Below are 12,958 nucleotides of genomic sequence, written 5' to 3' on the forward strand. Positions count from 1 at the left end.
GTGGATTCCCGATAACGTGGAAATCCGCTGGAAGCTTTCTGGATGAGCAGTCTGCTCATCATATTTATGCAGTAATTGAGATTCCCTCTGAAGCAAGTCCTCAAACTTGTTTGACCTATGCGAAAAGGATAAAGAGGGCGAATGCGAGGTAAGCGTATGACACGCAAACCCCGTCGCCATGCTCTTGGTGTGCCCGTGCGCAACGGTCCAGATGGGAATCCCGCAGAGCCTGGGGAGGTTCACTGATATGTTGTACGATAAATCCCTTGAGAGGGATAACTGTGGTTTCGGCCTGATCGCCCACATAGAAGGCGAACCTAGCCACAAGGTAGTGCGTACCGCCATACACGCACTGGCCCGCATGCAGCACCGTGGCGCAATTCTAGCCGATGGTAAAACCGGCGATGGTTGCGGTTTGCTGTTACAAAAACCTGACCGCTTTTTCCGCATCGTGGCGCAAGAGCGCGGCTGGCGTTTAGCTAAAAACTATGCCGTCGGCATGATCTTTTTAAATAAAGACGCTGAACTGGCTGCGGCTTCTCGTCGCATTGTCGAAGAAGAATTACAGCAGGAGACCCTGTCGATTGTCGGCTGGCGCGACGTGCCGACCAACGAAGGTGTTCTCGGTGAAATCGCCCTCTCCTCCCTGCCTCGTATCGAGCAAATTTTTGTCAACGCCCCTGCGGGCTGGCGTCCACGTGATATGGAGCGCCGCCTGTTCATCGCGCGCCGTCGTATCGAAAAACGCCTCCAGGACGATAAAGACTTCTACGTCTGTAGCTTGTCGAACCTGGTCAATATCTATAAAGGTCTGTGTATGCCGGCGGATCTGCCGCGCTTTTACCTGGACCTGGCGGACCTGCGTCTGGAATCGGCCATCTGCCTGTTCCACCAGCGCTTCTCCACCAATACCGTACCGCGCTGGCCGCTGGCGCAACCGTTCCGCTACCTGGCGCATAACGGTGAAATCAACACCATCACCGGCAACCGCCAGTGGGCACGCGCACGTACCTATAAATTCCAGACGCCACTGATCCCTGACCTGCACGACGCCGCACCGTTCGTTAACGAAACCGGCTCCGACTCCAGCTCAATGGATAACATGCTGGAACTGCTGCTGGCTGGCGGGATGGACATTATTCGCGCCATGCGTTTACTGGTGCCGCCGGCCTGGCAGAACAACCCGGATATGGACCCGGAGCTGCGCGCGTTCTTTGACTTTAACTCCATGCACATGGAGCCGTGGGATGGCCCGGCGGGCATTGTTATGTCCGACGGCCGCTTTGCCGCCTGTAACCTTGACCGTAACGGCCTGCGTCCGGCGCGCTACGTCATCACCAAAGACAAGCTGATTACCTGCGCCTCTGAAGTTGGGATCTGGGATTATCAGCCGGATGAAGTCGTCGAGAAAGGTCGCGTCGGCCCTGGCGAGCTGATGGTTATCGACACCCGCAGCGGGCGCATTCTGCACTCTGCCGAAACCGACAATGACCTGAAAAGCCGCCACCCGTACAAAGAGTGGATGGAGAAAAACGTTCGTCGTCTGGTGCCGTTCGAAGAGCTGGCTGACGATCAGGTCGGCAGCCGCGAGCTGGACGATGATACCCTCGCCAGCTACCAGAAACAGTTTAACTACAGTGCCGAAGAGCTGGATTCCGTGATCCGCGTACTCGGTGAAAACGGCCAGGAAGCGGTCGGTTCCATGGGGGATGATACCCCGTTTGCCGTGCTGTCCAGCCAGCCGCGCATCATTTATGACTACTTCCGCCAGCAGTTCGCGCAGGTGACTAACCCGCCTATCGACCCGCTGCGTGAAGCGCACGTTATGTCGCTGGCCACCAGCATCGGTCGCGAGATGAATGTCTTCTGCGAAGCGGAAGGTCAGGCACACCGTCTGAGCTTTAAATCGCCGATCCTGCTGTACTCCGATTTCACCCAGCTCACCACCATGAAAGAGGAGCATTATCGCGCTGACCGTCTGGATATCACCTTCGACGTGACCGAAACCACGCTCGAAGAGACCGTCAAAGCCTTGTGCGATAAGGCGGAACAGATGGTACGTAACGGCACGGTACTGCTGGTGCTCTCTGACCGTAATATCGCAAAAAACCGTCTGCCGGTTCCGGCACCAATGGCCGTGGGCGCAGTGCAAACGCGTCTGGTAGAACAAAGCCTGCGTTGCGACGCCAACATCATCGTTGAAACGGCGAGCGCCCGTGACCCGCACCACTTCGCGGTACTGCTCGGCTTTGGCGCGACAGCCATTTATCCGTATCTGGCGTATGAAACGCTGGGGCGTCTGATCGACACTCAGGCGATTGCCAAAGATTACCGGACCGTGATGCTGAACTACCGTAACGGCATCAACAAAGGTCTGTACAAAATCATGTCCAAAATGGGCATCTCAACCATCGCCTCTTACCGCTGCTCGAAGCTGTTTGAAGCCGTTGGTCTGCATGATGATGTCGTGGCGCTGTGCTTCCAGGGCGTAGTCAGCCGCATCAGCGGCGCAGGGTTTGTCGACTTCCAGCAGGATCTGCTAAACCTCTCGAAACATGCCTGGCTGGCGCGGAAACCTATTAGCCAGGGCGGTTTGCTGAAGTACGTCCACGGCGGTGAATACCACGCTTACAACCCGGACGTGGTGCGCACACTGCAACAGGCAGTACAAAGCGGCGAATACAGCGACTATCAGGAATATGCCAGGCTGGTCAATGAGCGTCCGGCGGCCACGCTGCGCGATCTGCTGGCGATTACGCCCGGCGATGAAGCCGTGAGCATTGACGAGGTAGAACCCGCGAGCGAATTATTTAAACGCTTTGATACAGCAGCCATGTCTATCGGCGCATTAAGCCCGGAAGCACACGAGGCGTTGGCGGAAGCGATGAACAGCATCGGTGGTAACTCTAACTCTGGCGAAGGCGGCGAAGATCCTACGCGTTATGGCACCAACAAGGTATCGCGTATTAAGCAGGTGGCTTCCGGTCGCTTTGGCGTAACCCCGGCGTACCTGGTCAACGCCGACGTCATTCAGATTAAAGTCGCTCAGGGCGCGAAACCGGGCGAAGGCGGTCAGTTGCCGGGTGATAAAGTTACCCCGTACATCGCTAAACTGCGCTATTCAGTGCCGGGCGTGACGCTGATCTCCCCGCCGCCGCACCACGATATCTACTCTATCGAGGACTTAGCGCAGCTGATTTTCGACCTCAAACAGGTCAACCCGAAAGCGATGATCTCGGTGAAGCTGGTTTCTGAACCAGGCGTCGGCACCATCGCCACCGGCGTGGCAAAAGCCTATGCAGACCTCATCACCATCGCTGGCTACGACGGCGGCACCGGCGCAAGCCCGCTCTCCTCGGTGAAATATGCGGGCTGCCCATGGGAGCTGGGTCTGGTGGAGACCCAGCAGGCGCTGGTCGCCAACGGTCTGCGTCACAAGATTCGTCTGCAGGTCGATGGCGGTCTGAAAACTGGCGTGGATATCATTAAAGCGGCGATTCTCGGCGCGGAAAGCTTCGGTTTCGGCACCGGTCCAATGGTCGCGCTGGGCTGTAAATATCTGCGTATTTGCCATCTGAACAACTGCGCAACCGGCGTGGCAACTCAGGACGACAAACTGCGTAAGAACCACTATCACGGTCTGCCGTTCAAAGTGACCAACTACTTTGAATTTATCGCCCGCGAAGTGCGCGAGCTGATGGCCGAGCTGGGCGTGAAACGTCTGGTGGATCTGATTGGTCGTACCGACCTGCTCAAAGAGCTGGAAGGGTTTACCGCCAAGCAACAGAAACTGGAACTGTCTCGTCTGCTGGAAACCGCCGAGCCGCATCCTGGTAAGGCGTTGTTCTGCACCGAGAACAACCCGCCGTTTGATAACGGCGTACTGAACGCACAGCTCCTGCAACAAGCAAAACCGTATGTCGACGAGCGCCAGAGCAAAACCTTCTGGTTCGATATCCGCAACACCGACCGTTCCGTGGGTGCGTCGCTGTCTGGCTATATTGCCCAGACCCACGGCGATCAGGGGCTGGCATCTGACCCGATTAAAGCACACTTCAACGGTACTGCGGGCCAGAGCTTTGGCGTGTGGAACGCGGGCGGCGTGGAGCTGTATCTGACCGGCGATGCCAACGACTATGTCGGTAAAGGCATGGCGGGCGGCCTGCTGGCAGTGCGTCCTCCGGTTGGCTCGGCTTTCCGTAGCCATGAGGCGAGCATCATCGGTAACACCTGCCTGTACGGCGCCACCGGCGGTCGTCTGTTTGCAGCAGGCCGTGCGGGCGAGCGCTTTGCGGTGCGTAACTCCGGCGCTATCACCGTGGTGGAAGGTATCGGCGACAACGGCTGCGAGTATATGACCGGCGGCATCGTCTGTATTCTCGGTAAAACGGGCGTCAACTTCGGGGCGGGTATGACGGGAGGATTCGCCTACGTACTGGATGAAGACGGTGATTTCCGCAAGCGCGTGAACCCGGAACTGGTGGAAGTGCTGGACGTTGATTCTCTGGCCATTCATGAGGAACACCTGCGCGGTCTGATTACCGAGCACGTGCAACATACCGGCTCTTCACACGGCGAAGAGATCCTGGCTAACTGGCCAGCATTCTCAGCGAAATTCGCGCTGGTAAAACCAAAATCCAGTGATGTGAAAGCACTGTTGGGTCACCGTAGTCGTAGCGCAGCAGAGCTGCGTGTGCAGGCGCAGTAAGGGGTAGCAGCAATGAGTCAGAACGTATACCAATTTATCGACCTGCAGCGCGTTGATCCGCCGAAGAAACCGCTGAAGATCCGTAAGATCGAGTTTATCGAGATCTACGAGCCGTTTTCCGAAGGTCAGGCCAAAGCGCAGGCAGATCGCTGCCTGTCCTGCGGCAACCCGTACTGCGAGTGGAAGTGCCCGGTGCATAACTACATCCCGAACTGGCTGAAGCTGGCCAACGAGGGGCGTATTTTTGAAGCGGCCGAGCTGTCACACCAGACTAACACCCTGCCGGAAGTTTGCGGTCGCGTCTGCCCTCAGGATCGTCTGTGTGAAGGATCCTGTACCCTGAACGACGAGTTCGGCGCGGTGACCATCGGTAACATCGAGCGCTATATCAACGATAAAGCGTTCGAAATGGGCTGGCGTCCGGATATGACCGGTGTGCACCAGACGGACAAACGCGTGGCGATTATCGGTGCGGGTCCGGCGGGCCTGGCCTGCGCTGATGTGCTAACCCGCAACGGCGTGAAGGCGGTGGTGTTTGATCGTCATCCGGAGATCGGTGGTCTGCTGACCTTCGGCATCCCGGCTTTCAAGCTGGAGAAAGAGGTCATGACCCGCCGCCGTGAAATCTTCACCGGCATGGGTATTGAGTTCAAACTCAATACCGAAGTGGGTCGCGACGTACAGCTCGACGACCTGCTGAAGGATTACGACGCGGTGTTCCTCGGCGTGGGTACTTACCAATCCATGCGCGGTGGGCTGGAAAACGAAGACGCTTCCGGCGTATTCGACGCCCTGCCGTTCCTGATCGCCAATACCAAACAGTTGATGGGCTTTGGCGAAAGCAGCGACGAGCCGTACATCAGCATGGAAGGCAAACGCGTCGTCGTTCTCGGCGGGGGCGATACCGCGATGGACTGTGTGCGCACCTCGATTCGCCAGAACGCAGCGCACGTAATCTGCGCCTATCGCCGCGACGAAGAGAACATGCCGGGCTCCAAACGCGAGGTGAAAAACGCGCGTGAAGAAGGCGTGGAATTCCAGTTCAACGTACAGCCGTTAGGTGTGGAAGTGAATGCCAACGGTAAAGTATGCGGCGTGAAAATGGCGCGTACCGAAATGGGCGAACCGGATGCGAAAGGTCGTCGCCGCGCGGAGATCGTCGCCGGTTCCGAGCACGTTGTACCGGCGGATGCGGTGGTACTGGCGTTTGGTTTCCGTCCGCACAGTATGGAATGGTTGGCAAAACACAGCGTCGAACTGGATTCTCAGGGCCGGATTATCGCTCCGGAACGCAGTGACATCGCCTTCCAGACCAGCAACCCGAAAATCTTCGCCGGTGGCGACATCGTGCGCGGTTCGGATCTGGTGGTCACCGCGATTGCCGAAGGTCGTAAAGCGGCTGACGGGATACTGAATTACCTGGAAGTGTAACTCTTCGAGCTCCCCTGCCACAGCCTGACGCTGATGGATGGGGAGCTAATATTTTTCCGCTTACATGGTCAGCTTACTGGTATTACTCACAGACGAACTTATTCGTTCGCAAACCATGCTGGAAACTCAACTCACACGCGGTGGTTCACTGACGACGGAGAAAAACCAGCAAACCATTAATGCCATGAATAATTATCAAGAAAATATCACACGGAAACGTTTGCTTTATTCTGAGAACTGTATATTATGCGGCGGATTTTTTGGGCAAAATTCATGGAGGCGTTGTGTCGCAGGACAACAATTATAGCCAGGGCCCCGTCCCTCTGGCGGCGCGGAAAGGCGTGATACCACTAACGTTTGTTATGTTGGGGCTCACATTTTTTTCCGCCAGTATGTGGACCGGTGGCACACTCGGTACCGGTCTTTCTTATAATGATTTCTTCCTGGCAGTTCTCTTCGGTAATCTTCTCCTCGGTATTTACACTGCATTTCTCGGTTTCATCGGCGCAAAAACAGGGCTCTCGACCCACCTTCTGGCGCGTTATTCATTTGGGGTGAAAGGCTCCTGGCTTCCTTCACTGCTATTAGGCGGTACCCAGGTGGGTTGGTTTGGCGTGGGTGTGGCCATGTTTGCCATTCCGGTTGGCAAAGCGACGGGAATTGACGTCAATATCCTGATTGCGGTTTCCGGTCTGCTGATGACGATGACCATCTTTTTTGGCATCTCGGCACTGACCATTTTATCTATCATCGCCGTGCCCGCCATCGTCATTCTTGGCAGCTACTCCGTCTGGCTGGCGGTAAGCGATGTCGGCGGTTTAGACCATTTAAAAGCGATTGTGCCGCAAACGCCGCTTAATTTCTCCACCGCTCTGGCGCTGGTGGTAGGCTCGTTTGTCAGCGCCGGTACCTTAACCGCCGACTTTGTTCGCTTTGGTCGCAACGCCAAAGGCGCGGTGCTGATTGCGATGGTGGCGTTTTTCCTCGGCAACTCATTGATGTTTATCTTTGGGGCTGCGGGCGCTGCCGCTGTCGGGCAAGCGGATATTTCTGACGTGATGATAGCCCAGGGCCTGCTGCTGCCAGCGATTGTGGTACTCGGCCTGAATATCTGGACCACCAATGACAACGCGCTGTATGCATCAGGTCTGGGCTTTGCCAATATTACCGGCCTTTCCAGCCGTACGCTGTCGGTGGCTAACGGCATTATTGGCACACTCTGCGCGCTGTGGCTTTACAATAACTTTGTTGGCTGGCTAACATTTCTGTCGGCAGCGATTCCACCGATTGGCGGGGTAATTATCGCCGACTATCTGCTGAACCATCGCCGATATGCCGATTTCAGCAAAGCACGATTTATGACCGTCAACTGGATAGCTATTTTGTCCGTTGCACTGGGCATCGCCGCCGGTCACTATATTCCCGGTATTGTGCCAGTCAACGCCGTACTCGGCGGCGTATTCAGCTATATCCTGCTGAATCCACTTTTCAATCGCAGCCTTGCTAAATCACCAGAGGTCAGCCATGCAGAACAATAACATCACCATCCGTCAGGCGCGTTTACAGGGACGCGAAGGATTGTGGCAGCTCACGATTGAAAACGGGCGCTTCAGCCGGATTGAGCCTCAGGACGCAGCTGCATTGCCGCAAGGCGAAGTACTTGATGCCGAGGGCGGTCTGGCAATCCCACCTTTCGTTGAGCCACATATTCATCTGGATACCACGCAAACCGCGGGTGAGCCGAGCTGGAACCAGTCAGGTACGTTGTTTGAGGGCATTGAGCGCTGGGCCGAGCGTAAGGCAATGCTGACTCACGAAGACGTCAAAGCGCGCGCGATGCAGACCCTGAAATGGCAGATGGCGAACGGTATCCAGTATGTCCGTACCCACGTTGACGTTTCCGATCCTACGCTAACGGCTTTGAAAGCCATGCTGGAAGTGAAGCAGGAGGTTGCGCCGTGGGTAGAGCTGCAAATTGTCGCATTCCCGCAAGAAGGTATTCTGTCTTATCCCAACGGTGAAGCGCTGTTAGAAGAGGCCGTGCGTTTGGGAGCCGACGTCATCGGCGCGATTCCCCACTTTGAATTTACGCGTGAATATGGCGTGGAGTCGCTGCACAAAATCTTCGCCCTGGCGCAAAAATACGACCGACTTATCGATGTGCACTGCGACGAAATTGACGATGAGCAATCACGCTTTGTTGAAACCGTCGCAGCGCTGGCGCATCGCTACAATATGGGCGAGCGCGTGACCGCCAGTCATACCACGGCAATGCACTCCTATAACGGCGCATATGCTTCCCGTCTTTTCCGCCTGTTAAAAATGTCCGGTATTAACTTCGTGGCGAATCCGCTGGTCAATATTCACCTGCAAGGACGCTTTGACACTTATCCTAAACGCCGCGGCGTCACGCGTGTCAAAGAGATGCTGGAAGCGGAGATTAACGTCTGCTTTGGTCATGATGACGTCTTCGATCCGTGGTATCCATTAGGCACCGCAAATATGTTACAGGTGCTGCATATGGGTTTACACGTGTGCCAGTTGATGGGGTATGGGCAGATAAATGATGGACTGAATCTGATCACTACCCACAGCGCGAAAACTCTGCACCTGCAGGACTATGGCCTGAGCGTGGGGAACTCGGCGAATCTGGTGATTTTACCGGCTGAAAATGGATTTGACGCGGTTCGTCGCCAGACGCCTGCACGATATTCTATTCGTCACGGGCGAGTCATTGCCGAGACGGTCCCCAGCCAGACCATGCTGCATTTGACGCAGCCGGAAGCGGTGACGTTTAAGCGCTAAATTGTTATATCCCGTGTCGGATGGCGCAAACCTTGTCATCCGACACGTCTCTCTCATCGTCAGGCGTGTAATAAGCTGGCGCGCACCTTAATCACAACTTTTTTGATTTCCCCTGGCTCCTCCACCGCACAACCCGGTTTATGCGGCTCACCCGGCATAAAAATTGCGAATCTTCCCGGCTTTAAGGTGAGCGCCTGCTCATCGGCAATGTGATTGCACAGCTGATAATCGTCCTCAGCATGCCTTTCTTCGCACTGGCGAGCAGAATCGGTCATCCCGAACAGAATGCGTTCTTCACCGGACAACAGCACCTGAATGTCAATGTACTGCTGATGCAGCTCCGCTTTCTTTTGCTCCGGGCTCTGCGTGGCGAACTGCATGACGTTCATAAAAATATTATCGCCCTGCAGCTCATAGCGTCCTGGTGGTTTCTCCTGCGGTCTTGCCGCAACGGCCAGCGTTAGTGCTTCCTGTAATACCGGATGTAATCCGGAAGAAGGTAGTGAACGCAATTCATCTGTGATCATCATTATTCTCCCCGGGCCAACAGCGCGGCCCCCAATAATCCAGCGTCATGACGGTAATGCGCCGCCAGTAACTCCACGTGATAGGCCGCAGGCTCTTCTGCCAGATAATGTTCCACCAGCGCCAGATACCCTTCAGCCAGCCCAACGCTGCCGCCAATGACCACGCACTGGCAATCGGTCGTGGCCTTCACATCGGCGACAAGCCTTGCCAATGTTCGCGCTGAGCGATGGATCAACCGGCTGGCCTGCTCATCCCCCTGCCCGGCACGGCTAAAAATAGTTTTTGCGTCGCATCCGGCAAGCGCGCCTTCGGCAGCCGCCGCGATCCCTCGACCGGATGCGATCGCCTCAACGCAGCCCACCCGCCCGCAGCCGCACACGGGGCCATGCGGATCGGCCAGCGTGTGTCCCAGATGCCCGGCCAGACCGCCGACTCCGGTCAGCAGTTTCCCTGCACTCACGACTCCGCCGCCCACGCCGGTGGAAACGGTAATAAACACCATATCGCGGTACTCGCCGCCAAGCGCATGATACTCAGCCCACGCCGCGGCCTGCGCGTCATTGACCGCCAGCGTCGGCAAACCTGTGAGATCTTTTAGCGTTTGCCGCAACGGAAAATGCAGCAACCCGCCGAGGTTATATGGATTCAGCGCCAGCAGAGAACCCTCACGGATAATCCCCGTCGAGGCGATCGCCACCCGCTTCACCTGCTCTTGTAGCGGCGCAATCAGTGCCTGTAACGCGGCGCGCAGCGCATCCGGCGTTTTGCTGGCAGGTGTTGGCAATTCGCGCCGTTCGCGGATTCGCAGGTTGCTGTCCACCAGAGCTGCAGCCAGTTTGGTGCCACCGATATCAATCGCCAGCGTAGTCATGACGCAGCCTTCTGCTTCGCGGTGATAATCTTTTTATCCCGTTGCTTAAATAACGACATCGTTCTTCCCTTTCGCTAGTTGCCCGGTTTAGCGCCGGGCAACCCGATTAACTTTTGGATTTCACCATGGTGCTTTTGTCACCGCCGAACGGCACGGCCCCGCTAAACGGTCGACCATCGATGGCGTCATGCGTACGTAACGCTTCAGGACGCAGCCAGCGCTGTACGCGGGACGGCATATCGAGACCAATCAGCAGGATCACCACAAATGTCAGGCCGAAGGAGAGCGATCCCAACGCGGTTCCCAGATCCAGACGTTGTGCAATCAGTGCGCCGATGATCGGTGCCAGTGCCCCGCCAAGCGCCCCAACGTTGTAGGTGAAGCCCAGACCCGCAGCTCGCTGGTCGGTATCGAAATAGCCACCAATTAATTTCGGTAAGATCCCGGAGATCCCCTGACCGAGCATTTGCTGGAAAAACAGCAGCAAACCCAGGACCCAGACGTTTGAACCACCGATCGCAAATACCGGAATAATCAGTAGCTGCGAGGCCAGGAGACTGCAGACATAGGCTTTACGGGTGCCCAGCCAGTCGCCAAGAAACCCACCGACGCAACAGCCGACCGCCGCGCCAAAGCCGCTGAAGAAGAGCACTCTGGCAACCGTTGAGGGGTCATACATGAGTTCGGTTTTCAGATATGTAGGCAGCAGCGCCTGAATCGGCCACGAGTAAAGGAAGGCGAACAGCACGACGACCATCAGCATGACGCCCGTGGGCCAACGCTTACCGCTGCTTTGCACCATAAAGCTAATGAAGATAAATGCGCATATCAGCCCGAGTATCGCCACGATAGCCGCATTTTGCAGATTGCCCGCAAAGCAGAACCACAGCGCGGTTGCAGCAGCGAGAGTCATCAGAATATTGATAACCCGATGTTCGCCCCGATAGAGAATGTCCACCATCGTACGCACCGGCGCTTTGCCTTCGTGTTTCTCTTTCCAGTCTTCCGCTTCCGGAATATTTTTACGCAGCCAGAGGGCGAAGATAATCGGCAGAATGCCGATGAAGAACAGCGCGCGCCATCCCCAGACCGGGACCACCAGGCTGTAAACCTGGGCGGCGACCACTGCGCCAACGGAGAAGCCGGAGATCAGGAAACCACTGGCTTTGTTACGCAGGTGTTTAGGCCAGCTTTCAATGACATAGGTGGCACTGGATCCGTACTCGCCAGCCATCCCCATCCCGATAACCAGGCGAGCGATAAACATGGTGGTGTAGCCCGGCGCAAAGCCGCAAGCCAGCGTCCCCACAGAGAACAGAATGATGCTGGTGACCATTGCCAGGCGGCGTCCGTAACGGTCGCCCATGGCCCCCAACATTAACCCGCCAAACCAGCGTGAGATAAAGGCGGCTGAGATCAAACTGGCAGCCTGCACCGTCGTCAGACCGAATTCACCTTGAACTTCGGTCAGCACAAGGGCGATTAACACAAAATCAAAACCATCAAGTAAATATCCCAGCCAGGCGGCGGAAAATGCCCGCCATTGCGCCCGATTGAGATGGCGATACCACGGGATGCTCTGGGTAGAAGTACTCATTTTACTCTCCCGACGATTTTTGTTGTTGTGCCGGATAGCGGCTTTGTCTTATCCGGCCTACGGTCGAAAATCCAGGCCGGGCGAGCAAAGCTCCCCGGCGACCCGCGATTACGCCTTTTCCGCCAGCAGTTGGTTAGCCAGCGCTTTCAGTTCTGGCAGATAGCGTTCATCTACCGAGGCAAACGGCTTACGACACAGCGGAACAGAAATCACGTCCATATAGTGCAGTACCGTTTTCAGGCCGCGGAACACGCCAACCTTAATGAGCAGATCGATAACCTTATTGCACTCAGTTTGCAGCTTTTGTGCCGTCCGAATGTCGCCTTCTTTGAGTGCTTTCACAATTCCCTGATAACGCCATCCCATGATGTTGTAAGTGCTACCGATACCGCCATCTGCACCCGCCAGCAAACCAGAAGCGAAGATCTCGTCATAACCGTTATAAAGCACCAGATCGGGATGAGCGCGGCGGATCTGTTCCATCTGATAGAGATCGCCGGAAGTTTGCTTCAGCGCGCCAACGCCAGGTAGCGTCACCAGCGTGTTGATCTGATCCAGCGTCAGTTTTACGCCGCTCAGCGCTGGGATGTTATAGACCACCATCGGCAATCCATTCGCCGAATCAATGATTGCGCGGTAGTGATCGCAGTGTTCTTCAAAACTGAACGGATAGTAAAACGGCGTGACGGCTGAAACCGCATCAAAGCCGTAGCGATGCGCGGCGCTCGCCAGTTGCTGGCTCTCTTCGGTACTCACCGTGCCAACGTGGGCGATAAGCGTCACCTTGCCTTTCGCTTCTTCGGCAACAATTTCCAGCACCTGCTCTCTTTCAACGCTGTTTTGGACAAAGGCCTCGCCCGTAGAGCCACCGACATAGAGCCCATCAATACCCTGGCCAATGTTGAAACGCACCAGCCGGCGCAGACTCTCAACATCCAGCCGCTGTTGGTTATCGAATGGGGTTAACAACGCTGGCATTACGCCTTTTAGATCTCTTGCCATAACTACCTCTGTCGAT

General features: G+C 56.1%; 8 protein-coding genes and 1 pseudogene. 5 read left to right on the forward strand and 4 right to left on the reverse strand.

Annotated elements, in window-relative coordinates:
* Positions 1-247: 247 nt before the first annotated feature.
* The 5 genes and pseudogenes from gltB (at position 248) to FHD02_RS16070 (ending at position 8,944) form a co-directional block, all read left to right on the forward strand.
* The gene (gene gltB / locus FHD02_RS16055; RefSeq protein WP_137360137.1) at positions 248-4,708 is read left to right on the forward strand and encodes a glutamate synthase large subunit; all 4,461 of its coding nucleotides are present in this window, start codon (positions 248-250) and stop codon (positions 4,706-4,708) included.
* 12 nt (positions 4,709-4,720) lie between these two features.
* On the forward strand, positions 4,721-6,139 hold the full coding sequence (locus FHD02_RS16060) for a glutamate synthase small subunit (protein ID WP_137360138.1): 1,419 nt from the start codon (positions 4,721-4,723) through the stop codon (positions 6,137-6,139).
* A gap of 82 nt (positions 6,140-6,221) precedes the next feature.
* Positions 6,222-6,305: pseudogene (locus FHD02_RS24440) on the forward strand (hypothetical protein); the annotation flags it as partial.
* A gap of 118 nt (positions 6,306-6,423) precedes the next feature.
* Positions 6,424-7,677 (forward strand): cytosine permease, encoded by a 1,254-nt coding sequence (gene codB, locus FHD02_RS16065; RefSeq protein ID WP_042311311.1) that lies wholly within the window; start codon positions 6,424-6,426, stop codon positions 7,675-7,677.
* Positions 7,664-8,944 (forward strand): cytosine deaminase, encoded by a 1,281-nt coding sequence (locus FHD02_RS16070; protein ID WP_137360141.1) that lies wholly within the window; start codon positions 7,664-7,666, stop codon positions 8,942-8,944. Before codB ends, FHD02_RS16070 begins: the two co-directional genes overlap by 14 nt.
* 59 nt (positions 8,945-9,003) lie before the next feature.
* Here FHD02_RS16070 and nanQ read toward each other — a convergent pair whose 3' ends face one another.
* The 4 genes from nanQ to nanA form a co-directional block, all read right to left on the reverse strand.
* Positions 9,004-9,471, reverse strand: coding sequence for an N-acetylneuraminate anomerase (nanQ, locus tag FHD02_RS16075; protein WP_137360158.1), 468 nt, complete (start codon positions 9,469-9,471; stop codon positions 9,004-9,006).
* Between the two features lie 2 nt (positions 9,472-9,473).
* Positions 9,474-10,343 (reverse strand): N-acetylmannosamine kinase, encoded by an 870-nt coding sequence (nanK, locus tag FHD02_RS16080; protein ID WP_137371273.1) that lies wholly within the window; start codon positions 10,341-10,343, stop codon positions 9,474-9,476.
* A 106-nt stretch (positions 10,344-10,449) separates the two neighbouring features.
* Positions 10,450-11,940, reverse strand: coding sequence for a sialic acid transporter NanT (gene nanT, locus FHD02_RS16085; protein ID WP_038634306.1), 1,491 nt, complete (start codon positions 11,938-11,940; stop codon positions 10,450-10,452).
* A gap of 108 nt (positions 11,941-12,048) precedes the next feature.
* The gene (nanA, locus tag FHD02_RS16090) at positions 12,049-12,942 is read right to left on the reverse strand and encodes an N-acetylneuraminate lyase (RefSeq protein WP_220394084.1); all 894 of its coding nucleotides are present in this window, start codon (positions 12,940-12,942) and stop codon (positions 12,049-12,051) included.
* Positions 12,943-12,958 lie beyond the last annotated feature (16 nt).

The organism is Citrobacter sp. EC_71 (genome assembly GCF_019584005.1).
GTDB lineage: Bacteria > Pseudomonadota > Gammaproteobacteria > Enterobacterales > Enterobacteriaceae > Citrobacter > Citrobacter werkmanii.